This window comes from Halomonas sp. MMSF_3323, from assembly GCF_030733595.1.
Classification (GTDB): Bacteria; Pseudomonadota; Gammaproteobacteria; order Pseudomonadales; family Halomonadaceae; genus Halomonas; species Halomonas litopenaei.
The window spans coordinates 1-24,276 of record NZ_JASHIT010000060.1 but is presented as its reverse complement, the minus strand read 5'-3'; the positions used below and the strand labels follow the sequence as shown (position 1 = coordinate 24,276).

The window sequence follows — 24,276 nt, the reverse complement described above, 5'->3', positions numbered from 1 at the left end:
GGGGGCGAGCCTGATGCAGGGTGCTTTCAGGTATCCAGGTTTCCTTGCAGCAGTTGGTCGACAAAACCAGCGAGATCGTCATGGACCTCTGCCTCGCTGTCGGTCCGACCAAGTTCTGGATGCTTGGCTAGTGTGCGCTCGCCCTTGCCGGTACGCACCAATGCAAGGCGGCAGCCCATGGCAGCGCCTGCCTCGAGATCCCGGTAGCTGTCGCCCACCATCCAGGCGCCTTCCAGGCTGTCGAGTGCAAGCGCATCCTGAATCTGGCGGAGCAGACCGGGCAAGGGCTTGCGGCAATCACAGCGATCCTCGCTAATGTGAGGGCAGTAGGCGATATGCTCGATTCGACCGCCTTCGGCCTCCACCAGACTCAGCATCCTGGTGTGCATGGACTCCAGCGTCGCCTCATCGTAGTAGCCTCGCGCGATGCCTGACTGGTTGGTGGCAACAGCGACGGTCCAGCCCTGTTGGGACAAACGGGCGATGGCGGTGATGGCGCTGGGGTAGGGGACCCACTCGGCGAGCGACTTGATGTAGTTGTCGGAGTCCTGATTGATCACTCCGTCACGGTCGAGAATGACGAGTCGTGGGGCCATGGGTCTACCTGGTCTATGCGATGGGTAAGGGTGGTTGCTGTCACGTAATCGACCCAGTGTAGGGGCATGTTTCACGTGAAACAATCAGGTGCTGACGAGGCCGTGTCTGTGGCCCAGGTCGCAGTTTTTACCAACCCCGCCGCTGTTGCTGCCTGTCTTACCCTTTGCAGTGGAAGCTCGTGCTATTCCCCCCATGTCGGGGGCGTAGCAAGGGACTCATGCAAGGGTGTCATGCAAGCCCATTCCAGCGACCACTATCCCAGGTTCTACCGTACTCAGTGAGACACGGATCGCTGCGATCCCTGCCCCCTTAGCTGTCGCTGGCAACACCCTAGGGCTTGTCTGAAAAGTGCCTGCGCTCGGTAATACGGCGTTAAAAATCGGATCAAAATGCTCATTTACACCCCGTAAACTGCGCTTTCTCACCGATTTTTGCCTTGTCTAACCTTCGCTCGTCGACTTTTCGGACAGCGCCTAGTCCAAAAGTGGTGGCGACGTAGTGTCGGTGTGCAAGTCTGTCGCGCCGGCTGTCGTCAGTGCTGTGGGTATCGAGTCCTTCAGGTGATCGAGCAATGCTCGTACCCGCATTGGAGGATCCCGTCCTGGAAGCAGCGCGTGGATGCTGATGTCCGGCAGCGACCAGTCCTCGATCACCGGGAGCAACCTGCCGGCTTCCAGCGAGGCCCCGACGATGGAACGGGAGGTATGAAGGATGCCGATACCTGCCTCTGCCGCGATCACCAGTGCGTGCCCATAGTTCGCTCTGTAGCTTCCGCTGACCGGCACGTTGTGAATCTCGTCGCCACGGCGAAGTGGCCAGCGCTGAATACCCTGGAAACGTGTGTAGTGAAGGCAGTTGTGATGCAGGAGGTCCAATGGGTGACGTGGTATGCCGTGGCGTTGAAGGTAGACCTTCGACGCCACTAGCATGCGCTGATCTGCGGCCAAGGGATGGGCGACCAAGCGAGAGTTTTCGAGCACCCCGACTCGCACTGCCAGATCGTGCCCGGACGAGGCGATATCGACAAAGCGATCGTCGAAGTCGGCGTCCACTTCAATGTCTGGATGGCGATCGAGAAATTCGGGGAGGTAGGGCGCAATATGGATTCGGCCGAAATTGACCGGTAATGATAGGCGGATCAGTCCTCGCGGTCGGTCACTGATGTTCTGCAAGGTATCCGCCGCCCTGTCGAGTAACCGTAGAGCAGGGACGGCGCGTTCCAGGTAGGTGCGGCCCGCAAGGGTCAGGGAAACCTCACGGGTGGTCCGGTGCAACAGCTTCGTCCCGAGCCGAGACTCCAGCGCATCGAGGCGACGGCTGACCGCGACGCTGGTGAGGTTGAGCTGTTCGCCGGCCGCGCGCAGTGAGCCATATCTTGCCACTTCAACCAGGGCAAGCAGTCCAGCGACCAGTGTGTCGTGATGGGATGGCATGGTGCACTCTCGTCCAGAGGCAGGGGTTGGTCATTGCACGAGTCGCTATGGGGCCAGGGTCGATGGGCGCCGGTGCGGCGAGAGACGGCTCTGACTCGGGGCTTCATTGTTGAGTCTAGCGCAAGACAGTACTCCGTGAGCTTCGCTACTGCGCTGGTCTCGGACGGGCCAGGATAGGGGAAGACCAACGAGGAGGTTGTTCCCATGTTACTGGAAGCTCGTCTACGCCCATTGGTATCGCTACGTCACTTTCGTCAATTCCGCTCTGACAGGGTGGGGCCTGAAGGAATTCATGAATACCAGGTAGCACGTCGTGACCTGGCCAGCGAAGAAGTGCGTGTCAGGGTCGCTGCGGTGGGGCTGAACTACCGTGACAGGGCGCTGCAGGACGGCAGCTATCTGCCGCAGATGCCACGCCCCTTCGTGCCGCTGTCTGAAGGCTCTGGGGTGGTGCTGGAAACGGGAAGGGATGTCGTTGATCTCGAGGTGGGACAACCGGTGCTCGGCCACTACACCATCGATTGGATATCTGGTGCTTTCAGGGAGTCCTACCACGCCTCAAAGCTGGGCGGTCCTGGTGATGGCTGGTTGTCGGAGGAGGTCATCGTTCCCCGTCGTGCGCTGGTTGCCGTGCCATCTGGCTGGCGGCTCGAGGAAGCCGCTGCATTGGCGATCTCCGGCGTCACGGCCTGGAAGTCGCTTGGCGACCTGGATGAGCTGCAGGGCCGTTACCTGCTGTTGGCGGGAACCGGCAACGTGTCGCTGCAGGCCCTGCAGATGGCGGCGGCGGCCGGTGCTCGGCCTATCGTGGTGACGTCGCGACCCGCTCTGGCATCACGGCTCAGGGATTTAGGCGCGGTAGCGGTGATCGGTCGGGAGGGCGGGGCGGCCGACGTGGCGTCCCAGGTGATGGCCATCACCGAGTCCGTGGGCGTAGGGCGTGCCATCGATGTGGTGGGCGGGCAGTTTCTGGTCGATGCCATTCTGCCGTCAATGGCTACCAATGGGCATGTCGCCCTGGTGGGCTTTCTCGAGAGTGGTCGTGTCGAGGGTGATCTGGTGGGACCGGCGATTCGCAAGTTGCTGCATCTGGAAGGGATCAGCGTCGGCAGCCGTGACGATCTGGAGGCCATGCTCCGCTATATGGATCGCCACGGACTCAGGCCCGCTATCGGACGTCGTCTGAGGGCTGACGACTTGCCTGAGTGGCTCGCCAACGGCGCCGTGAGCAGTGGCTTGCGTTCGGGCACCATAGGCGAGCGTCGCCCGAGCGTGGGCCTGTCGGCAACTGACCCGCAGGACATTGATCTCGAACTGGGCAAGACGGTAGTGATCATGGATCAGCGGCTGGCGGAACGTATCGCTGAGTAAAGCGGCGGAGGCGGGGCGCTGAGTAAGGCGGTGGAGGCGGGGCGCAGAGTAAAGCGGCAGAGGCGGGGCACTGAGTAGAGCGGCGGAGTCGGGGCGCCAAGAAAAGCAGCGGTCGTGAGGCTCAGGGCTCGCGTCGGGGTACAAGCTCCAGGCGGCGTACTGGAGGTACATCAAGCGGGGTGGGTTTCACGTGAAACACGAGAGCCTGCCCTTGCTTGTACTCCTGTATGTTCCACGTGAAACATTGTCGCCGCCGGCGCTTTCTATCTGGGCAATGTTCCACGTGAAACGTCGGTGGCGAGTGCCACACTCTGCATCGCCAGGTTTGACTCTCCTGGCACATCCCATTGGCTCACTCCTGCGTTCGTAGCGGCTGTGGTATCCCCTATGAAGGGTTCAGAAGGTTTGGGGCCGTGGGGTGGCGTGCCGGGCGGGCTCAGCCTGTCGATATAAAAAAGGCCGGCCCCTTGCGGGGCCGGCCTCGTTGCCACCAGGGGCAGGATTACTGCTGCAGTTCGGCGATATCCGCTACTTCGAGGAACAGCGCCTGGAGGCTTGCCAGCAGGGCCAGACGATTGGCACGAACGGCTTCGTCTTCGGCCATGACCATCACCTGGTCAAAGAAGGCATCCACCGGTGCCCGAAGGCTTGCCAGCACGTCCAGAGCGTCGCTGTAGCGGGCTTGCTGGAACAGCGGAGCGACCTGCTCCTGGCAAGCTGCCACGGCGTTCTTGAGGGCCTTCTCGGCGTCCTCGGAGAGCAGGCTCTCGTCGACCTCGGTGCGTCCATCGTGATCCTGCTTGGACAGGATGTTGCCGACACGCTTGTTGGCGGCGGCCAGGGCGGCGGCTTCATCACGCGTGGCGAACTGCGCCACGGCGCGCAGGCGACGGGCGAAGTCCAGCGGGCGGGTCACCGGGCGTGCACGTACCGCCAGGTAAACCTCGGCACCGATCCCTTCGTCCTGGGCCCAGGCACGGAAGCGATCGAGCATGTAGCCAAGGACGTCATCGACCAGGCCGTCTGCCTTGGGCAGCGCCTCATGCTGGGCCACGGCCAGCTCGAGCAGCTCGCGCAGGTCCAGATCCAGCTCACCCTTGACCAGGATATTGAGCACGCCGATGGAAGCGCGGCGCAGGGCGAAGGGGTCCTTGGTACCGCTGGGGCGCTGGCCGATGCCGAAGATCCCGGTGATGGTATCCAGGCGATCGGCGATGGCCAGCGCCTGACCGGTCAGGGTCTGGGGGATGGCGTCGCTGGCAAACCGCGGCAGGTACTGTTCTTCCAGCGCGCGTGCGACCTCGGCGTCTTCGCCATCGTGCTCGGCGTAGTAGCGCCCCATGATGCCCTGAAGCTCCGGGAACTCGAGCACCATTTCGGTGACCAGATCACACTTGGCCAGGGCCGCAGCACGGCGAGCGCGGGACTCGTCACCGCCGGTCCGGCTGGCGATGTGTGCGGCCACGTTGGCACTGCGTCTGGCCTTGTCGGCGAGGGTCCCGAGCTGCTTCTGGAACACCACGCTGGAGAGGCCCTCGATGCGCTCGGCGAGCGGGCGCTTGCGGTCGGTCTCGTAGAAGAAGGCGGCATCGGCCAGACGAGGGCGAATCACCTTCTCGTTGCCGGCGATGACCTTGTCCGGCTCGCGGCTGTCGATATTGGACACGGTAATGAAGGCGGGCTTGAGCTTGCCGTCCGCATCCAGCAGGTGGAAGTACTTCTGGTTGGCCTTCATCGACGAGATCAGGCATTCCGCCGGCACCTCGAGGAAACGCTCGTCGAAGCTGCCGGTCAGCGCCACCGGCCACTCGACCAGACCGCTGACTTCTTCCAGCAGGTCCTCGTCGATGACGGCGGTGGCTTCGAGCAGTTCTGCCTCGGCCAGTACCTGTTCGCGAATGCGCTCGCGACGCTTGCTGCGATCGGCCAGCACCCAGGCATCCTCCAGGGCACCGAGGTAGTCGTCGGCATGTTTCAGGGCGATGGCCTCGGGGGCGTGGAAGCGGTGTCCGCGGGTCTCGCGGCCGGCCTCAAGGCCCAGCACCGTGGCGGGTACGATCTGGTCGCCGTAGAGCGCCACCAGCCAGTGAACCGGGCGGGAGAACTCGATGCGGGAAGCGCCCCAGCGCATGTTCTTGGGCACCGGCAGGGCCGCCACAGCCTTGTCGATGATGGCGGGCAGCAGGGCGACGGTGGCCTCGCCCTGTTGCTGTTCGCGGTAGCCGAGCCAGGTGCCCTTGTCGGTCTCCAGATGGATCAGTTCATCGACGCTGACGCCGCAGGAGCGAGCAAAGCCCTGGGCTGCCTTGGTTGGCTCGCCATCCTTGAAGGCTGCCGCCAGGGCAGGGCCGCGTTTTTCGACGTCGCGGTCGGGCTGTTTGTCGGCCAGTGCCTCGACCCGTACCGCCAGCCGGCGGGGGGAGGCGTAGGCGGTGACGCCCTGGAAGTCGACGCCGGCATCGGCGAGGCCGCGACGCACGCCCTCGGCGAAGGCGTCGGAGAGAGTGTCGATGGCTCCCGGCGGAAGTTCTTCCACGCCGAGTTCAAGCAAGAGGGTGTGGGCGGCCATGCTTATGCGTCTCCCTGTGCGGCAAGGGGTTCGTCGTCGAGAAGTTCACGTCGCAGCGCTTCCGGGGCCAGCGGGAAACCGGCCGCCTTGCGTGAGGCGTAGTAGGCGTGGGCCACGTCGCGGGCCATGGTGCGCACGCGCAGGATATAGCGCTGGCGTTCGGTGACCGAGATGGCGTGGCGGGCGTCGAGCATATTGAAGGTGTGGGAGGCCTTGAGTACCTGCTCGTAGGCCGGCAGCGGCAGGTTGGCGGCGAGCAGCTTCTGGCACTCGCTTTCCTGGTGGTCGAAGTTGCCGAACAGGGCGTCCACGTCGGCATGCTCGAAGTTGTAGGTGGACTGCTCGCGCTCGTTCTGCAGGTAGACGTCACCGTAGGTAACGCGGGAGCCGTCGGGCGCGATGGTCCATACCAGGTCGTAGACGCTGTCCACGTCCTGAAGGTACATGGCGATGCGCTCGAGGCCGTAGGTCAGCTCACCGGTGACCGGGAAACACTCGATGCCGCCGGCCTGCTGGAAGTAGGTGAACTGGGTCACCTCCATGCCGTTGAGCCAGACCTCCCAGCCGAGTCCCCAGGCACCCAGGGTCGGTGACTCCCAGTTGTCTTCGACGAAGCGGATGTCATGGACCAGCGGGTCGATGCCGAGACGCTCAAGCGACCCCAGATACAGTTCCTGGAGGTTGGCCGGGGAGGGCTTCATGACCACCTGGAACTGGTAGTAGTGCTGCAGGCGATTGGGGTTTTCGCCGTAGCGGCCATCGGTGGGACGGCGAGACGGCTGAACGTACGCCGAGTTCCAGGTTTCGGGTCCGATGGAGCGCAGGAAGGTGGCCGGGTGAAAGGTGCCCGCACCGACTTCCATGTCCAGCGGCTGCATGATCACGCAGCCCTGTTCGGCCCAGTACTGTTGCAGGGCGAGGATCAGGCCCTGGAAGGTTGCCACGTCTGGCGTCGACTGTGTCATTGGGAAGCACCGTTGGCCATGAATTCACGAGCCGTCAAGTATACAATCACAGGCAATTCGGTTATAGGCACAGCGCCAACAGAGGTTTTCCCATGATCGTAGTGACAGGCGGAGCCGGCTTCATCGGTTCAAATCTGGTCAAGGCCCTCAATGACCGGGGGCGCACCGACATCCTGGTGGTGGATGACCTGCGGGACGGCACCAAGTTCGTCAACCTGGCGGATCTGACCCTCGGGGACTACATGGACAAGGACGAGTTCCTGTCCCGGGTGAAGGCCCACATGCGCGGCGAGCTGAACCAGCTTCCGCCCATCGAGGCGATCTTCCACGAAGGTGCCTGCTCGGACACCACCGAGTGGGATGGACGCTTCATGCTGGAGAACAACTTCACCTACTCCAAGGAGCTCTTGCACTTCTGCGAGCAGGAGGGCATTCCCTTCCTCTACGCCTCGTCGGCGGCCACCTACGGCGGCAGCGAGGTGTTCGTGGAGTCTCCCGAGCACGAGAAGCCGCTCAACGTCTACGGCTACTCCAAGCTGCTGTTCGACCAGTACGTGCGCTCGCGCCAGGCCGAACTCAAGACCCAGGTGGTGGGCTTTCGCTACTTCAACGTCTACGGCCCCCGCGAGCAGCACAAGGGCAAGATGTCCAGCGTGGCCTTCCATCACCACACCCAGATCAGCGCCGGCGAGAACCTGCGCCTGTTCGGCGCCTGGGACGGCTACGACGCGGGCATGCAGAGCCGTGACTTTGTCTATGTCGGCGACGTGGTCGACGTCAATCTGTGGTTTCTGGACAACCCCGAGGTGTCGGGAATCTACAACCTCGGTACCGGCCGCGCCGAGCCGTTCAAGACCATCGGCGAGACGGTCATCGACTTCTACGGCAAGGGCCGCATCGACTACATCGACTTCCCGGAAGAGCTCAAGGGGCGCTACCAGAGCTACACCCGTGCCGATATCTCGCGGCTGCGCGAGGCCGGCTACGACAAGGAATTCCACACCGTGGCCGAGGGCGTGACCCGCTACCTGGAGTGGTTGAATGGCTGAAGCTGCGCCGGTCATGGCGCAGCCGCGGCTGGCGGGCCAGCGGCTGCTGGTGGTCGGTCCCAGCTGGGTCGGTGACATGGTCATGGCCCAGGGGTTGTTCAAGGCGCTGAAGCAGCAGGGCGCCGCCGCCCTGGCGGTGGTGGCTCCTGCCTGGTCGAGGCCGATCCTCGAGCGCATGGATGAGGTCGACGAGGTCGTCGAGCTGGCCGTCGGACACGGCGTCTTTGGGTTTTCCGCCCGACGACGGCTGGCCAGGTCGCTCAAGGGACGCTTCGATCATGCCATCGTGCTGCCGCGTTCCTGGAAGTCGGCACTGGTGCCTTTTCTGGCGCGGATACCCAGGCGAACCGGGTTCACCGGGGAACACCGTTTTGGCCTGTTGAACGAGCGCCGTGAGCTGCAGCGCGATGTGCTCGACCAGACCGTCAAGCGCTTCGTCTCGCTGGGGCTGCCGGCGGACGCTGCCGCTGCCGGCGACTTCGAGATTCCCCAGCCACGGCTGCGTCAGGATGCGATCAACCTGGCGCGGTTGCATGATGAACATCGACTCGGCGTGCGTCCTGCCATTGGCCTGATGCCAGGGGCGGAATATGGCCCCGCCAAGCAGTGGCCGCTGGCCTACTTCCATCGCCTGGCCGGGGAGCTGATTGCTCAAGGGTTCGAGGTAAGGGTGCTGGGTGGGCCCAAGGATCACGCGGCGGGCGAGGAGATCGTGACCGGTCTCGAGCATGCCCACAACCTGTGTGGCGAGACCCGCCTGGAGGATGCCGTCGACCTGCTTGGCGACTGTCGTCAGGTGGTGACCAATGACTCCGGGTTGATGCATGTGGCCGCCGCGGTAGGGACGCGTATCCAGGCGATCTATGGCTCCTCGTCGCCGGCCTATACGCCGCCGCTGACCGACAACGCCCGGATTCACTATCTGGCTTTGTCCTGCTCGCCCTGCTTCGAGCGACATTGCCCGCTCGGGCATACCAACTGCCTCAAGCAGATCACTGTGGACAGCGTGCTGGAGGCGATCCTGACAGACGAGGCCCCGAACCGGATCGACGCCAGCAACGAGTGATCCGGGGCAAGGTGTCGTCTGTGAAGCCTTGTCCAGCCGTCCTGGTCGTCATCCAGGCGCCCTGTCGCCAGCTACTCTTCATATGGGCGCCCAGGCAGGTAGACGCCAAGGTCAAGGCTGCTGGGGCGCCTCGGGCGGGCTGTCGGGCTGTCCGTCGTTGCGATACGCCGGGGCCAGGCCTTGCCACAAGCGCTGCTGCAGCGCGGTTTCTTCACGCATGTACCCGTTGAGTGCTTCCAGGCCGTAGCGTTCGGCCAGGGTCGGATCGTTCGAGAACAGCGAGACGCCCAGTCCGGCGCGGTGCCAGTCGATGGTGAAGCCCATCGCCTCCAGCAGCGTCGGCAGGGTGTCCATGGTGGTGGCGGTGGTCGAGATGCGTTGGGGCGTCAGCGCATTGCCCATCATCATCAGGGTGTTGGTGCGAGGCGTCTGAATCAGCTGATCCCAGGCCGAGACACGCATGGTCAGATGGTCACTGGCAATCACCACCAGGGTGTCCTCCAGCAGCCCCTGGTCGCCAAGGCGCTGGATCAGCCGGCGGGTCAGCCAGGCCGAGCATTTCACCGCGTACAGGATATCCACACCATCGTGCTCGCCCTGATTGGCCTGGCAGGCCCTGGCCGGATAGCCCGCCGGGGCGTGGGCGGTCAGATTGAGCACGGTCAGGTTCCAGGGACCGTCCTGACGATCCAGGCGCTTTGCTTCCTCTTCCGCCATGGCGTACAGACTGTCGTCGTAGAGGCCCCAGCTATTGAGGTAGTCCGGGTCGTCGAGGCGGCCTGCAAGCTGCTCGCGCCCCAGCACGCGGTCGTAGGCGTGGTCTTCGTAGAACAGCCCCTTGCCGGCGAATTCAGTGCTGGCGCCGCCCATGAAGGTCTGGCGGTAGCCAAGCCCCGCGAGCAGATCTCCCAGGCAGGCGACTCCGGGTACCACGTGGTGCAGTGGCTCGAACTGGCTGTCGTGGAGCAGGCCGGCGGGCATCAGCGGCGTGCCGCACTGGCTGGCGATCATGCCGGCCATGGTCCAGCCGGTGTTGTCGAGCTGGCGAACGTTGTCGAACACCACCGCATCCGCTTCCAAGGCGGCCAGGTCGGCGTAGGCGTCGCCGAAGCGGGCCTCGTCGGCGTAGGTACGCTCGAGGCTCTCCAGGTAGATCAACAGCAGGTTGGGGGGCTGCGGCGGCGCCTTGAGGATCACCGGCTCGACGTAGCGACGCTCCAGCCAGGTGCCGGGATCGGTGACCACCGCCGCGCCGCGCTGGCCCATGGAGTAGAACATCGGATTGGCGACCAGCAGCACGAAGGCCAGCCAGTGGTCCCAGCGTTGCCAGCGGTAGTCGGCTCGCACCAGCCAGGTGTAGGCCGCCAGAATCAGCAACATGGCTGCGGTGTACAGTATCGCCGCCACGCTGCGCTCGCTGCCGCCGTGCTTGGCAATGCCCGCCTGCAGGTGGAAATAGACCGCGCCCATGTCCACCTGGCCGAAGCTGTTGGCCAGGTAGACGTAGATGCCCCAGAAGGCCAGTGGCGCCAGCGCCCAGGGGATCACCTGCACCCGCAGTCGTGGTGGAGGTGGCGCGCCCCAGCGTTTCCATCCGGCCAGGGCACACCACACCAGTGCCGGCAGCGGCAGGCACCAGCCGGGCAGCCGGGTGACCATGACCAGGGCATGGCCCACGGACAGGCCGAGAATCAGATGGACGGCCCAGCGAAGCCAGGTCGAAGTGGCGGGGCGGTGCAGGGGCATGATCGAGGCGCCAGGTGTCGTTCCGTGAAACCGATACGAATCAGCGATCGGCTCGCTCGTTCTCGTACAGTTCGTTCAGCTTTGCATACTTCATGTACGCATGGAATGCCGTCGTGATGGCGACGGTCATGCCATCCTGGCCCTGCAGCAGCCCGCCCTTGAGCACCAGCTTGCGCAGCATGGCGGTCATCGCGTGTAGCGTGGGACGAGTCGACGAGGGGGTGACACCACGTTCCTTCATCGCCCAGGCGTCGCGGGTCGACAGTTGATCGATGCGCTGCATCCAGTGGGACAGGTCACGGTAGGTGAAGTGACGCAGATGGGCGTCCACGTCGACCACCTCCGGTGCCTGGACCGAGGAGTGCGCCTTCTTGGGCAGATAGCCCGAGGTGGTGCGGTTGTACAGCCGGGTCACCGGGTCCGGGTAGAACCCCGCCGCGCGAATCCAGTGGCGGCCGGCGAAGTTGCGACGCTTGAAGCGGTAGGCCTTGCGCGGGTCGTCCAGCGACAGCTCGCGAATCGCCGCCACGGCGTCGTCGTCCAGGCGCTCGTCGGCATCCAGCGCCAGGATCCAGTCATGTGACGCCTGAGGGACGGCGAAGGCCTTCTGCGGACCATCGCCCAGATAGGGCTGATGGATCACTCTAGCGCCGGCGGCCTCGGCCAGGGCAACGGTGTCATCGCTGCTGCCGGAATCGACCACGATCACCTCGTCGCACACCGGAGCCAGCGAAGCGATGGCCTCCTCGACGTTGTCCTGCTCGTTGAGGGTAATGATGATGCCGGTAATCGGGGTCATGGGGCCTGCCTATACGAAGGGCTTGATGGGGTGCTGGTGCCAACAACCGATACGCTGTGGCGAGTGGGATGCGCCTATACGCTGTTGCTATGCCGTCGACCGATGGTGGTTGACCTTCCTCAGGCGCGCTGCAGTGGCGGCGGCGGCGGCCTCCAGGTCGATGGCCGACATGTCCTGGTGAGCGGCATCCGTCGGTGGATGAAACGCCAGTCGCCGATCGGCGTCGTTGCAGGTCTGCCAGCGCAGCGGGGTGGCCGAGCGATGGGACGGGTAGAAGCCGACGGTGATCAGGTTGAGACAGCCTGCCACGTGCAGCGGGCCGGTGGAACCCGCGATAAAGGCGTCGGCCGCCGCCAGACTGCGAGCGAAGTCGGCGAGCCCTGCGCAGGCCGGCTGTCGGTAAGCACTGAGCCCAGCCTCGTCCAGCGTCTTGACCAGGGCATCGGCCACGGCTTCTTCGCCGGGGCCGGCGGTAAGTATCCAGTGGGGCGGACGCTCACCCGACTCGGCCAGGCGCCGATCGATACCCTGTGCAAGCCCGGCGTAAGCCTCGGGAGTCAGGTTGACCGCCGAGCCGCCGCTGCCCGGGTGCAGGAACACCCAAGGGCGCGTGTCGTCGAGTCCCAGCGCCTGGCCCAGCGCGCTACGCTGAGCGTCACGTTGTTGCGGGGCCAGGGGCCAGTAGGGGGGCGCGGGGTGCTGTTGCGACGGCTGTCCTGACGAGAGTCCCAGCGCCTGAATCATGGCCTCGGCCAGTTCCAGGTTGTAGATGTATTCAGGCTTGGCCGAACGGGATCTGCGCTGGGTGACGCGACGGTTGTAGAATAGCTGGGCCCACTTGGTGGCTGGCGCCATGCGCAGGGGGATCCCCGAGCGAAGGCCGAGCCAGCCGATGCGGGTGGTGGAGTAGAGCGTCAGCATCGCCGTGAAACCGCCCTGGCGCAGTGTCGCCAGCAGGGCACGCTGGGCATCCTTCGGCGCCTGTTCACCCGTGTCGATGACGACGTCGTCGATCCACGGACAGAGCCTTGCCATCGGCGCCGTATAGGCGGGTACCAGCACGCTGACATGAGGGGCGGGCTTGGCCTTCTTGAGGGCGGCGAGTGCTGGCCAGGCGAGCATGAAATCGCCAAGCTTGTCGTTGCGTACCACCAGCAGTCGAGGGGCACGAGCGTCGGCCGAGGCCGTCGTTGCTGTCATTTGGGCTCCCGAGCCCCGCTATCGGAAAGGAGACCACCTTGAGTCACAAGGTCATGCACATCTGCCTGTCGGACGGCTGGGGCGGACTGGAAATGTATCCTTCGAGGATTATACCGGAGCTTGCCGCTCAGGGGTGGCAGGTGCATGCCCTGGCACTGGGCGACTCGCGGGTGGCCAGGAGCCTCGATGATGCCGGGGTGCCGACGCTGACTGCCCGCTCCAGAGGCTCGGCGCTTTTCGGTGTGCGCCGGTGGCTTGAGTACCTGGCCCGTCACGACATCCGCCTGTTGCACTGCCACAAGTCCAGCGACCTGCGCCTGGCAGCCCTGCTGGCGACCTTGCGGCCGCGGCTAAAGGTGGTGTTCACCGACCATATGGGGGTCACCCGGCCGAAGAAGGACCTGTATCACCGCTGGGCCTACGGACGGGTGTCGCGGCTGTTGTCCATCAGCGAGGCGACCCGGCGACGTAACGTCAAGGCCTTCGCCCTGCCGGCCGAGCGTATCCAGCGTCTGTATCTGGGGATCGACCCGGCGCCGCTGGCGCCGCGTCTGGACGCCGGCGAGCGGCGCGCCCTGCGCACAAGCCTCGGGCTGCCGGCGTCGGCCACCACCATCGGGGTGGCGGGGCGACTGACGCCTGGCAAGGGGCAGCGGGTGTTCGTCGAGGCCCTGGCGAGACTGATCGCCGAGCATCCGGCGCTCGATGTCCATGGGGTCATCATCGGTGGACTCAGCGCCGAGGAGGGCAGTCGTGAGGAGTACGTGGCCGAGCTCGAGGCGCTGGTCGCCGAGCAGGGACTGTCGCAGCGCATCACCTTTACCGGCTTTCGGCGTGACCTGGCGCGGTTGTTCGAGGTGCTCGACGTGGTCTGTGTGCCGTCGCGCAACGAGGCCTTCGGCCTGACCGTGATCGAGGCCATGGCCGCCGGCAAGGCGGTGATCGGTTCGCGTAGTGGCGCCATCCCCGAGTTGATCGACGCTCACAGTGGCCGCCTGGCAGACCCCGAATCCGCCACCGAGTGGGCCGCCGCCATGCTGGAGTTGGCGCAAGATGGCGAGCTCAGGCGACGTCTGGGCGAAGAGGCGCGACGTCGGGTCAAGCAGCACTTCCTGCTGTCGCAGCATGTTGAGGGGCTGACTCAGGTCTATGACGACGTGCTCGCTGGCCGGCCTGCCGTCTGACGAGTGACACCGCTTGCTCAGAGAGGTGAGTAAGCGGCCGCTATCGCTGTAGACGTTGCTGTATAAGTGTTCTGGAGCCGAGAATCGATTACAGGCCGCTATCGATCAAGGCCGCTATCGATTACAGGCTAGGCGTCGCTATAGCCGCGGCGGATCTCTTCGAGTGCCTGCTGGGCCGACCTCTCGTCGACGCAGAAGCGGGCCAGCGAACGTCCCAGTCGCGCCAGATTGCCCTCGCGCCATTTGCCAGGGGCGCGCAGGCGACAGCGGTCCAGGTCGATCAGCCAGACCCGGTCGCTGTCGTCGACCAGCAGGTTGCGGGCGTTGAGGTCGACATGGTCGAGGCCATGATCGTGGAAGCGTCGGATGACCTGGCCCACTTCATGGAGCAGGCCCGGGGCCAGATCACCGCTGCCGAGATGCTCTGCCAACGCTCGGGTGGCCGGCAGGCGCTCGGTGATCAGCGCGGCCTCGTAGCTTGGGCCATGGCGAACGACGCCTCCCAGCACCGGCCGCGGCACCGGCAGGCCGGCCTGGTAAAGCCGCGCCGTCAGACGCACTTCGCGAAAGGCGCGACTGCGTTCGAGCCCGGTCCACAGGTAACGGGAGGTCGAGAGCCGGGCGACGAGACCGCCGCGGCGGTAGGGCCTCAGCACCCACTGACGATCGCCCACCTCGAGAAACAGACTCTGGCCGCGACCCGGCGCCTGTCCGGTCACCAGGCCTGCCTCGCGCCAGTATTCTGGCGCCAGCAGAGCGGGTCCGATTTGTGGCCGCGGTACAGCGTCACATAAACTGGTGGCATCGTATAAAATGCCCACCTTTCCTGACTGATACGTTGCCAACCGCATGAAGCATCCTCTGCCCGCTCGTCCTGCCCACATCGGCGTGCTGCGTCTCTCTGCCCTGGGAGACGTGTGCAATCTGGTGCCCACGGTTCGAGCCCTGCAGCGCCAATGGCCCGAGGCGCGGATCACCTGGATCGTCGGCAAGGGCGAATACAGTCTACTGACCGGCCTGTCAGGGGTCGAGTTCGTCGTCTACGACAAGTCGACCGGCCTCAAGGGCATGCGGGCGCTGTGGCGCGAGCTGGCCGATACCCGCTTCGACGTGCTGCTGCACATGCAGCAGGCACTCAGAGCCAGCGTGCTGTCGCTGGGACTCAAGGCCAAGGTGCGGGTGGGCTTCGACCCGGCGCGGGCCAAGGACCGTCAGTACTGGTTCACGCACCGTCAGCTGGCCCCGCGTGAGCGGGCCCACGTGCTGGAGTCGTTCATGGACTTCGCGCGCCTGCTGGGAGTCGAGGATACGTCGCTGGAGTGGCGACTGCCGGTGCCGGACAGCGCCTACGCCGAGGCCCGGGAGCTCACCGGCGACAGCGCCTACCTGTTGATCAGTCCCTGTGCCAATCCGCGCCTGCGCAACTTTCGCAACTGGTCGGCGGAAGGCTACGCCGCCGTGGTGGAGCACGCCTGGACCCAGTTTGGTCTGAAGACGGTGATGACCGGGGGCGGCAGCACCCAGGAGCGCGAGATGGGCTCGCGCATTCAGTCGCTGTGTCACCCGGAGGCGGTGATCGACGCCATCGGCGCCACCTCGCTCAAGGGGCTGCTGGCGCTGATCGATCGCGCCCGGGTGGTGATTGCCCCGGATTCCGGCCCGGTACACATGGCCAACGCCCTGGCTACCCCGGTGGTGGGTCTGTTCGCCACCACCAACCCCGATCGCGCCGCGCCCTACCTGTGGCGCGACTACGTGGTCAATCGCTACCCTGACGCCGTCCGGGAGTTCCTCCAGGCGGATCCCGACACCATCACCTGGGGCCAGCGGGTCCGCCATCCCGATGCGATGTCGCTGATTCGCGCCGACGACGTGATCGAGCGACTCGATACCCTGCTCGCCGACACCGCCTCGCAACACCGCTCCGACCTCGATAGGGAGTCACCCGATGAAGCTTGATCTGACCGCGCTTGAGCGCTCCCGCGTGCTGGTGGTGGGCGACGTCATGCTGGACCGCTACTGGCACGGCGGCACCTCCCGGATATCACCGGAGGCCCCGGTGCCGGTGGTGCGCGTGGAAGAGTGCGAGGATCGTCCGGGCGGCGCCGCCAACGTGGCGTTGAACATCGCCTCCCTGGGCGCCCACGCGGCGTTGGCCGGACTGGTCGGTGACGACGACAATGCCGACCGTCTGACCGCGCGCCTGGAGGAGGTGGGGGTGAGTACTCACTTTCACCGTACTCCCGGCATGCCCACGATTACCAAGCTCAGGGTGATGAGCCGTAACCAGCAGTTGATCCGGCTGGACTTCGAGGATGGACTCGACAAGATCGACACCTCGGAGCTGGCGCCCAGGCTGATCGAGGCCACCGACAACTTCGACCTGATCATCCTGTCCGACTACGGCAAGGGCACCCTGGCCAACGTCGAGATGGTGATCCCGGAAATGCGCCGGGCCGGCAAGCGGGTGCTGGTGGACCCCAAGGGCAGCGATTTCCGGCGCTATCGTGGTGCCAGCGTGATCACCCCCAACCTGGCCGAGTTCGAGGCGGTGGTCGGGCCCTGCCCCAGCGACGATATCCTGGCCACCAAGGGCGAGGCGCTGCGCGAGGAGCTCGAGCTCGAGGCGCTGTTGATCACCCGTAGCGAGAAGGGCATGACGCTGATTCGCGAAGGCCATGACCCCTTGCACCTGCCGACTCGGGCCCGTGAGGTCTACGACGTCACCGGCGCCGGCGATACCGTGATCGCGGTGCTGGGTCTAGCCCTGGCCGCCGGCCACGGCTTCGCCGAGGCCATGACCCTGTCCAATCTGGCGGCGGGTCTGGTGGTGGCCAAGCCCGGCACCGCGACGCTGTCCATCGCCGAGCTCTACACCGCGCTGCACGGCGACAAGCTGGCCGAATTCGGCGTCATCGAGGAATCACCGCTGGTGCTGGCGGTGCGCGCCGCCCAGGCCCGTGGCGAGCGGGTGGTGATGACCAATGGCTGCTTCGACATTCTTCACGCGGGTCACGTGGCCTACCTGGAGCACGCCCGCCAGCTCGGTGACCGGCTGATCGTGGCGGTCAACGACGACGCCTCGATCCGTCGGCTCAAGGGCCCCAAGCGGCCGATCAATCCGCTCAATCGCCGCATGCAGGTGTTGGCCGGGCTCGGCGCGGTGGACTGGGTGGTGCCCTTCGCCGAGGATACGCCGGCTCGCTTGATCGAATCGGTGCTGCCGGACGTGCTGGTCAAGGGCGGGGACTACCGGCCCGAGGATATCGCCGGCGGCGAAGCGGTGCGTGACGCCGGGGGCGAGGTCAAGGTGCTCGGCTTCGAGGATGGCGTCTCCACCACCGCCATGATCTCGACCATCCTCGATCGCGAGAGCTGAGGGTGAGCTGGCCACGGCTCGCCTATTCAGGTGCCATCGGACTGCTGTCGCCGCTGATCTGGCGACGGGTCTGGCGCGAACAGCTGCCGGATCGCGCTCGTGGCGAGCGGATGGGCTGTCTGCGGCCCTTCGCCGACGAGCGTCCGCGGCTGTGGCTGCACTGCGCCTCGGTGGGCGAGGTGGTGGCGGCACGCCCGCTGATCCGTGCCCTGCGCCTGCGCCATCCCGATCACCGACTGGTGGTCAGCACCATGACCGCCACCGGTGCCGAACGAGTGCTCTCGCTGGTGGACGACGTTCCCGAGGCGGAGGCGGCCGCTCCCCTGAGCCATGTCTTCGTGGCGCTCGACTTTCCCGGCGCTGCGCGCCGCTTTGTCCAGCGTCTGGCCCCTCGTCAGGCGATCTTCTTCGAGACCGAGCTGTGGCCGAACCTGCTGAGAGCCTGCGCCAGGCGGGGTATCCCGGTGGCGGTGGTCAATGGTCGCCTGTCACCCCGTGCCTTTCGTGGCTATCGGCGCCTGAGACCGCTGATGGCCGAGTCGCTGGCCTGTGTCGACTGGCTGGCGGCCAAGTCCGGTGAGGATGCCGAGCGTTTCGTCGAACTGGGCATGGCGTCCGACCACATCCAGGTCGTCGGATCGATGAAGTTCGACATGGCCCTTGATGATGCATCCCTGAAGGTGAGTGAGCGCTTGCATGCCGCCATCGGGCATCGCCCGATCTGGGTCGCCGGGTCCACCCATCCCGGTGAGGATGAGCTGCTGCTCGGGGTCCAGCGACGCCTACAGGCGCGCTTTCCCGATATCCTGCTGGTGCTGGTGCCGCGCCATCCACAGCGCTTCGAGGAGGTCGCCAGGCTGTGCCAGGAGGCCGGCTTCGAGACCGTCAGGCGCTCCCGGGGGCGCGTCCCCAGCGCCAGGGCAGAGATCTATCTTGGCGACAGCATGGGTGAGCTGCAGGCGCTCTACGGCACCGCGGACCTGGCCTTCGTCGGCGGCAGTCTGGTGCCCATCGGCGGCCACAATCTGCTCGAACCCGCGCTGATGGGTGTGCCGGTGGTGACCGGCCCGCATCTCGACAATTTCGAGGACGTGGCCCAGCTGCTGAGAGACGCCGGCGCGCTGGTCGAGATCGCCGACGCCGACGAGCTGGTCGAGCGTGTCGCCGCGCTGCTCGAGGATGCAGAACAGCGCAAGCGGCTGAGCGAGGCCGGGCAAGGTGTCATCGACACCCACCGGGGTGCGCTGGAGGCCACCCTCGCTGGCCTGGACCGGCTGCTTGGCCACAGCCAAGGCAGGTGACCGGGCTCAGGCGGGTAGATGCCGGCTGATGCCGTCGGCGCCGCCGATCAGCAGGATATCCGCCGGACGAGCGGCGAACAGGCCGTTGGTCACCACTCCGACGATCGCGTTGATGCGGGTCTCCAGGGCGACGGGGTCATCGATGTCGAGGCCGTAGCAGTCGATGATCTGATTGCCGTTGTCGGTGACCACGCCCTCGCGGTAGACCGGATCGGCGCCAAGCTTGACCAGTTCCCGGGCGACGTAGGAACGGGCCATGGGAATCACCTCGATGGGCAGCGGGAAGTCGCCCAGGCGCTCGACCCGCTTGGAGGCGTCGGCGATGCAGATGAAGGTCTTGCAGCAGGCCGCCACGATCTTCTCGCGGGTCAGCGCGGCACCCCCACCCTTGATCATCTGTAGGTGAGCGTTCACTTCGTCTGCGCCGTCGACATAGACCGGCATGGTGCCGACTTCATTGAGCTCGTAGACGTCGATGCCGTGCCCCTTCAATCGTTGGGCGCTGGCCTCGCTGCTGGCCACCGCTCCGCGGAAGTCCCCGCGCAGCTCTGCCAGGCGGTCGATGAAGCAGTTGGCGGTGGAGCCGGTACCGACACCGATCACGATGTCACGGCCGAGCATCGGGCGGACCTCGTCGATGGCGGCGGCAGCGACGGCGTCCTTGAGTTCGTCCTGGGTCATGGAATACCTGCGATGGGGAGCGTGAGAAGAGGAAAGCTGCGGCCATTATAGGGCATCGCGAAAGACGGAAGAAACGCTGTGTGGCGTGTCACCGTGGTGCCTGGGCTCCGCCCGCTTCCGCCCTCATCGCGGTCGCGGCAGCTCGGCACTGAGGCAAGCAATGTCTGCCTGGGGTGGCTGGCGCTGGACGTTGGGCGTGAGGCGATGCTAACAATAGGGGTTTTGCCCGCCTCCCTCACGCTGGATACCAGAATGCTCGAAGCTACCGTCAAGAAGATTCTCCAGGCCCGGGTCTACGAAGCCGCCCGAGAAACGCCGATCTCACCTGCGCCCATGCTGTCGCGACGGTTCAACAATCAGATTCTGATCAAGCGTGAAGACCTTCAGCCGGTGCACTCCTTCAAGGTGCGCGGTGCCTACAATCGCATGGCCCACCTGACCGATGAGCAGAAAGCCAAGGGCGTGATCGCCGCCTCCGCCGGGAACCATGCCCAGGGCCTGGCGCTGGCGGCCAAGCAGATGGGCGTCAAGGCGGTGATCGTGATGCCGCGCATCACCCCGGAGATCAAGGTGGCTGCGGTACGCGGCTGGGGCGCCAAGGTCATCCTCAAGGGCGACGCCTTCGCCGCCGCCGCAGAGCACGCCCAGGAACTGGTCGAGGCCCACGGCTACACCTATATCCCGCCGTTTGACGATATCGATGTGGTCGCCGGACAGGGCACCGTGGCCATGGAGATCCTGCGTCAGCACAGCGGCCCCATCGATGCGGTGTTTATTCCGGTGGGCGGTGGTGGCCTGATCGCCGGCATGGCGGCCTACATCAAGTACCTGCGCCCGGAGATCAAGGTGATCGGGGTGGAAGCCGAGGACAGCGCCTGCCTGAAGGCCGCGCTGGAGGCCGGTGAAAGGGTCATCCTTGAACAGGTCGGGGTGTTCGCCGAGGGCGTGGCGGTGGCGCAGATTGGCGAGATTCCCTTTTCGCTGATGCGGGACCTGGTGGACCAGGTGATCACCGTCAACACCGACGAGATGTGTGCGGCGGTGAAGGATATCTTCGAGGATACCCGGGCGGTGTCCGAGACCTCCGGCGCGCTGTCGCTGGCCGGTCTCAAGAAGTATATCCAGGAGACCGGGGCCGAGGGCCAGACCCTGATATGCATCAACTCTGGCGCCAACACCAACTTCGATCGGCTCCAGCACATCGCCGAGCGCACCGAACTCGGCGAGCAGCGCGAGGCGATCCTGGCGGTGACCATTCCCGAGCGACCTGGCAGTTTCAAGAAGTTCTGCCGCACCATCGGCAAGCGCATGGTCACCGAATTCAACTATCGCTACGCCGATGCCGACCAGGCCCACATCTTCGTCGGCATACAGGTCAAGCCGGGCGGCGAGGATCGCCAGGCGCTGATCGGCAAACTGATCGAGGCGGGCTACCCGGTCGAGGATCTGACCGACAACGAATTGGCCAAGCTGCATATCCGTCATCTGGGCGGTGGCCGGCCCCGTACCGAGTTCACCGAGGAAGTCTATCGCTTCGAGTTTCCCGAGCGCCCCGGCGCGCTGATGAACTTCCTGACCCACCTCCCCCAGGACTGGAATATCTCGCTGTTTCACTACCGCAACCACGGTGCTGCCTATGGTCGGGTGCTGGTCGGCATGCAGATTCCCAACGGGGATCGTTCCCACGTCGAGGAACATTTTGACGCCATTGGCTATCGCTATTGGAAGGAAAGTGACAATCCCGCCTACCAACTGTTTATGGCATAGCCATGGCGGGATGACGTCTTGGAAGTCGAGGCAAAGCGGCGTATCCTGCGCGCGCAAGCGCTGACTTACTTGCTGGGCATGATGACGCCTGGCTGACGGGCTTCATCGTGGAAGCGTGATGATTGCCATACATGGGTGATCACCCTATAGTCTGAGTCAGTCGCTTTGACCACAACATCAAGACAATACGGCAAGCGGCCGTATGAAGGGAGTCAGGAATGAAACGCAAGCCCGATCTGATCATGTCACTGGTGCTGGTGTTCGGCCTGGGAGTCGTGGCAACCGGCTACGCCCAGGCGCTGGTGGGAGGTTGAGGCACCAGGCACCATGGTCACGACATCGGCATAGATCCAACTCCGGCCGCCCTCAGGGGCGGCCGGAGGCGTTTCAGGCAGGGCGGATCACTCTGCGATCACTGACGATGGCGTTCAGCGGCACGTCCCAGGAGGCCACCGGCAGGCGTTCGACGCGCTGGACGTCATGGGCCAGGCCGATCAGGCGTGGCCTGGGGCCGCCCTGCCCGCTGTCGGGATGGGCGAAGGCCAGGGTGCGATCGTAGAAGCCTCCACCCATGCCCAGGCGCTGGCCGGCGTCGTCGAAGCCCACCAGCGGTAGAAGGATGGCGTCCAGCGCCCAGGGTGGCAGACGACGCGACGGATGGGCGCCGTGACGGCTGCAGGGTTCGCTGATGCCGAAGCGATTGGCGACCATGGGGGTGTGCTCGTCGTAGCGGACGAACCACAGGCGATTGTCGCTCAGGGGGCGCAGTACCGGAAGATAGGCCTGGGCGCGCCGCTGGCGTAGCCAGTCGAGCAGGGGGCGAGGATCGATCTCCCCGTCATTGGGTAGGTAGAGCGCCACGCGACGGGCACTCAGCAGTTCAGGAAGGCGACGCAGGCGAGCCAATAGTGACTGGCTGGCGGCCTGCTGCTGGCGCGGGCTCAGGGCCCGGCGGCGGCGTCGCAGTTCGCGCCGCAGCTCGGTACGTGACAAGTGTCCGAGCGTCATCTGTGCGTCAATGGAAGAGCGCAGATCGTTCATTCGAGGTTCCCCAGAGTGCCGCTGTCGTTCTGGCCCTTGAACCCATAGGTTCAAGGTGGGTGGCCGCAGCCGAGCCGTCAGGCTTTCCGTCGCACGGACTTGCACACGGGCCCGGCTAGCATTTGGCCCCCTGGGTACTGCGCATAGGCTCGAGGGACTGTAACGACTGGCGCACACCCCAGGGAACTCCTCCATGCTACCAGACCGGGGCCTGGCGCCAAAGTGAAGATGCCTTCGAGTGCTTGGGGAGGCAGTGTCGACCAGGCGCGCTGGTCGCGAGACACCAGCAAGGGGATGAGGTGCTGGCACGGCTCTCGCAGATGAGGCGGGGCGCGGACCACCGGGGCGGTGCGGGACGTGATGCGGGCTCAGGTACCGAAAGCCCTGATCAGCCTTGATCAGACGTCGGAATCGCGACTCGGCGCCTTGGCGAGCGCCTGTTCCAGGCGGGTGTTCAGCTCGCTCAGGCTGGCTTCGCCTGCACGCTTCTCGTCACGCAGGCCCAGCAGTTCGTGGGCCAGGTTGAGTGCAGCCATGATGGCGATCTTCTCCCGATCCACCACCTTGCCCTGGGCGTGGATCCCCTGCATGGCCTGGTCCAGATAGCGGGCAGCACGCTCCAGTCCCTCCTGCTCCTCGGGGGCACAGGCGATGGTGTAGGGGCGTTCTAGCAGCGTAATGTCGGTGGTATGCCGCTTGGTGTCATTCATGGGCCTGGCTCCGGGGCGGGCCTTGGCTAACGCAGCGCCGAACGGGCAGGATGCGTTACCATCGGGGATCGATTGCGAGTCACTATAAGAGAGCCTTCAGCGGGGGGTCAACGCGACACCTCAAGACGGGATCACCGACGGCGCTTGCCGATGCCATGGGCAAGCGGCTTCTGGTCACCCCGGGGGCGCCGCGGTATTGCCACCCTGAACCTCTTCTTCAGCGGATATCATCATGTCTTTGATCAACGAACGCCAGGACTTCTCCACCATCGCCGACACCTTTTTGCTGCATGGCAGCATGCAGTCGCCGGCCTTTCTCGACGGGCGCCTGTGCGCGGCACTCGGCCTGCACGACCTCACCGCCGAGGCCTGGCTCGAGGAGGTCTGCCTGACCCTCGGGGTCGACCAGCCCAGAGACGAGCCCAGCGCCGAACGCCTGCTCGGCTGGCGCCGCCAGACCCTGGACGCCCTGGCCAGCACTGAGCTGAACTTCGAACCGCTGCTGCCTGACGAGATGTTCTCGCTGGCCGAGCGTGCCCAGGGCCTCAAGGAGTGGACCCTCGGCTTTCTCGAAGTGGTGGAGGATGCAGGCGACGCGCCCAGAAAGAAGTGGTCCGAGCCGCTCAGGGAGGCCATCGAGGATCTCGCGGGTTTGGCCGCCATCGAGACCGATATCGACGACAGCGCCGAGAACGAAAACGACCTCTTTGCCCTGACCGAACACGCCCGCATGGCGGCGATGCTGCTCTATACCGAACAGCACCCTGGCACCCCGCAGGTCGAGCAGGTCGACGAGACGCCTCCCACCACCCACTGACGCTTGCCAAAGTCCCGAACGATGCCTGCAAAGTTCGGGATTTTTCCCTCCTTTTCCCGTCGCCAGAGCCTGCTATGCTGGATGGTGTGATCGATCCGGCAGCGCACTTCTAGGCTCGGGTCGCCGGCGAATCGGCCGCTTACCTGTCCTTGGCGATCATGCCTTTCTCGGCGATCACACCTTTCTCATCGGTGCGTGGCTCTGGTGTGTTGGACTCTTCTCGCCGCCGCCGCTGGTCGACGACCGGGTAGTCGAGGATCGGGTAGTCGTGGACCGGATGATCGTCGGATTACCGCGCACATGGGTGCGCCAATTTTCCAGAAGAGTGTCGTGTCACAGGTCCTGTAAGGGAGGGATGGTGGTGGTTGAGGTATAAATCAGGGTGCTGTTTCGCCAGAGCAGTTGGTGGTTTTATAGCCAACTAGCACGCTAATAAATGTTTGATTACGTAAAGTTATTACAGGAATACAGTAATGCCGCAAGACACCCCCGAGAGCACTGTGGAACCAACGGCAAGCCGCCTTTCAGCGAACGCCCCTCAGGCGTCTTGCCAGGAAGGTGGCCATGCGGTCGAGCGGGTCGACGTGGCGATCATCGGCGG

General features: G+C 65.0%; 20 protein-coding genes and 1 other RNA gene. 9 read left to right on the top strand and 12 right to left on the bottom strand.

Translation table 11 applies throughout. The annotated features are described in order from the left end of the window. Positions 1-26: 26 nt before the first annotated feature. Both gmhB and RBB39_RS21570 read right to left on the bottom strand, forming a co-directional pair. Positions 27-596, bottom strand: a complete 570-nt coding sequence (gene gmhB / locus RBB39_RS21575; RefSeq protein ID WP_045995092.1) for a D-glycero-beta-D-manno-heptose 1,7-bisphosphate 7-phosphatase — start codon at positions 594-596, stop codon at positions 27-29. Between the two features lie 474 nt (positions 597-1,070). Beyond that, entirely contained in the window at positions 1,071-2,030 is a 960-nt protein-coding gene (locus tag RBB39_RS21570) for a LysR family transcriptional regulator (RefSeq protein ID WP_306169398.1), read from the bottom strand. A 204-nt stretch (positions 2,031-2,234) separates the two neighbouring features. Here RBB39_RS21570 and RBB39_RS21565 point away from each other — a divergent pair, with 204 nt between their 5' ends. Continuing rightward, on the top strand, positions 2,235-3,401 hold the full coding sequence (locus RBB39_RS21565; protein ID WP_306169397.1) for a zinc-binding dehydrogenase: 1,167 nt from the start codon (positions 2,235-2,237) through the stop codon (positions 3,399-3,401). 502 nt (positions 3,402-3,903) lie between these two features. Here the strand turns inward: RBB39_RS21565 and glyS are convergent. Then, positions 3,904-5,970 carry a glycine--tRNA ligase subunit beta gene (gene glyS / locus RBB39_RS21560; RefSeq protein ID WP_306169396.1) on the bottom strand — a complete coding sequence of 689 codons (2,067 nt, stop codon included), beginning with the start codon at positions 5,968-5,970 and terminating at the stop codon, positions 3,904-3,906. Between the two features lie 2 nt (positions 5,971-5,972). After that, positions 5,973-6,935 carry a glycine--tRNA ligase subunit alpha gene (gene glyQ, locus RBB39_RS21555; RefSeq protein ID WP_108131941.1) on the bottom strand — a complete coding sequence of 321 codons (963 nt, stop codon included), beginning with the start codon at positions 6,933-6,935 and terminating at the stop codon, positions 5,973-5,975. Between the two features lie 92 nt (positions 6,936-7,027). Here glyQ and rfaD point away from each other — a divergent pair, with 92 nt between their 5' ends. After that, positions 7,028-7,984: an ADP-glyceromanno-heptose 6-epimerase gene (rfaD, locus tag RBB39_RS21550; RefSeq protein WP_108131940.1), complete on the top strand. Its 957-nt coding sequence runs from the start codon at positions 7,028-7,030 to the stop codon at positions 7,982-7,984. Next, positions 7,977-9,050, top strand: a complete 1,074-nt coding sequence (waaF, locus tag RBB39_RS21545) for a lipopolysaccharide heptosyltransferase II (protein ID WP_371931890.1) — start codon at positions 7,977-7,979, stop codon at positions 9,048-9,050. The genes rfaD and waaF overlap by 8 nt, the downstream gene beginning before the upstream one ends. 111 nt (positions 9,051-9,161) lie before the next feature. On the opposite strand, the gene RBB39_RS21540 is transcribed toward waaF, so the two are convergent. From RBB39_RS21540 to RBB39_RS21530, 3 genes are all read right to left on the bottom strand, one after another. Continuing rightward, complete coding sequence (locus RBB39_RS21540; RefSeq protein WP_108131939.1) at positions 9,162-10,796, bottom strand: sulfatase-like hydrolase/transferase; 1,635 nt, start codon at positions 10,794-10,796, stop codon at positions 9,162-9,164. Positions 10,797-10,836: 40 nt separating this feature from the next. Next, positions 10,837-11,595, bottom strand: a complete 759-nt coding sequence (locus RBB39_RS21535) for a glycosyltransferase family 2 protein (protein WP_045990973.1) — start codon at positions 11,593-11,595, stop codon at positions 10,837-10,839. 87 nt (positions 11,596-11,682) lie between these two features. Next, positions 11,683-12,795: a glycosyltransferase family 9 protein gene (locus RBB39_RS21530; RefSeq protein ID WP_306169395.1), complete on the bottom strand. Its 1,113-nt coding sequence runs from the start codon at positions 12,793-12,795 to the stop codon at positions 11,683-11,685. 38 nt (positions 12,796-12,833) lie between these two features. On the opposite strand from RBB39_RS21530, the gene RBB39_RS21525 reads away from it, so the two are divergent. Beyond that, a complete protein-coding gene (locus RBB39_RS21525; protein WP_306169394.1) occupies positions 12,834-13,979 on the top strand; it encodes a glycosyltransferase family 4 protein in 1,146 nt (381 codons plus the stop codon). Between the two features lie 128 nt (positions 13,980-14,107). On the opposite strand, the gene RBB39_RS21520 is transcribed toward RBB39_RS21525, so the two are convergent. Beyond that, positions 14,108-14,830, bottom strand: coding sequence for a 3-deoxy-D-manno-octulosonic acid kinase (locus tag RBB39_RS21520; RefSeq protein ID WP_045990975.1), 723 nt, complete (start codon positions 14,828-14,830; stop codon positions 14,108-14,110). On the opposite strand from RBB39_RS21520, the gene RBB39_RS21515 reads away from it, so the two are divergent. From RBB39_RS21515 to waaA, 3 genes are read left to right on the top strand one after another with little or no spacing between them, the layout of a single operon-like run. Then, the gene (locus tag RBB39_RS21515) at positions 14,829-15,938 is read left to right on the top strand and encodes a glycosyltransferase family 9 protein (RefSeq protein ID WP_108131936.1); all 1,110 of its coding nucleotides are present in this window, start codon (positions 14,829-14,831) and stop codon (positions 15,936-15,938) included. The two genes, RBB39_RS21520 and RBB39_RS21515, sit on opposite strands and share 2 nt — an antisense overlap. Further along, complete coding sequence (gene hldE, locus RBB39_RS21510; protein WP_045990977.1) at positions 15,928-17,358, top strand: bifunctional D-glycero-beta-D-manno-heptose-7-phosphate kinase/D-glycero-beta-D-manno-heptose 1-phosphate adenylyltransferase HldE; 1,431 nt, start codon at positions 15,928-15,930, stop codon at positions 17,356-17,358. The genes RBB39_RS21515 and hldE overlap by 11 nt, the downstream gene beginning before the upstream one ends. Positions 17,359-17,360: 2 nt before the next feature. After that, entirely contained in the window at positions 17,361-18,659 is a 1,299-nt protein-coding gene (gene waaA / locus RBB39_RS21505) for a lipid IV(A) 3-deoxy-D-manno-octulosonic acid transferase (protein WP_213229449.1), read from the top strand. Between the two features lie 6 nt (positions 18,660-18,665). On the opposite strand, the gene rpiA is transcribed toward waaA, so the two are convergent. Further along, positions 18,666-19,340 (bottom strand): ribose-5-phosphate isomerase RpiA, encoded by a 675-nt coding sequence (rpiA, locus tag RBB39_RS21500; RefSeq protein ID WP_045990979.1) that lies wholly within the window; start codon positions 19,338-19,340, stop codon positions 18,666-18,668. 204 nt (positions 19,341-19,544) lie between these two features. Between rpiA and ilvA the strand changes: the two genes are divergently transcribed. Then, positions 19,545-21,107 (top strand): threonine ammonia-lyase, biosynthetic, encoded by a 1,563-nt coding sequence (gene ilvA, locus RBB39_RS21495; RefSeq protein ID WP_260425355.1) that lies wholly within the window; start codon positions 19,545-19,547, stop codon positions 21,105-21,107. 387 nt (positions 21,108-21,494) lie between these two features. Here ilvA and RBB39_RS21490 read toward each other — a convergent pair whose 3' ends face one another. The 3 genes from RBB39_RS21490 to RBB39_RS21480 form a co-directional block, all read right to left on the bottom strand. Then, entirely contained in the window at positions 21,495-22,148 is a 654-nt protein-coding gene (locus RBB39_RS21490) for a 5-formyltetrahydrofolate cyclo-ligase (protein ID WP_124804520.1), read from the bottom strand. A gap of 3 nt (positions 22,149-22,151) precedes the next feature. After that, a non-coding RNA gene (gene ssrS / locus RBB39_RS21485) (6S RNA) lies at positions 22,152-22,336 on the bottom strand. A gap of 210 nt (positions 22,337-22,546) precedes the next feature. After that, positions 22,547-22,858, bottom strand: coding sequence for a cell division protein ZapA (locus tag RBB39_RS21480; RefSeq protein WP_045990982.1), 312 nt, complete (start codon positions 22,856-22,858; stop codon positions 22,547-22,549). A 232-nt stretch (positions 22,859-23,090) separates the two neighbouring features. Between RBB39_RS21480 and RBB39_RS21475 the strand changes: the two genes are divergently transcribed. Beyond that, the gene (locus RBB39_RS21475) at positions 23,091-23,675 is read left to right on the top strand and encodes a UPF0149 family protein (protein ID WP_045990983.1); all 585 of its coding nucleotides are present in this window, start codon (positions 23,091-23,093) and stop codon (positions 23,673-23,675) included. Positions 23,676-24,276: the final 601 nt, after the last annotated feature.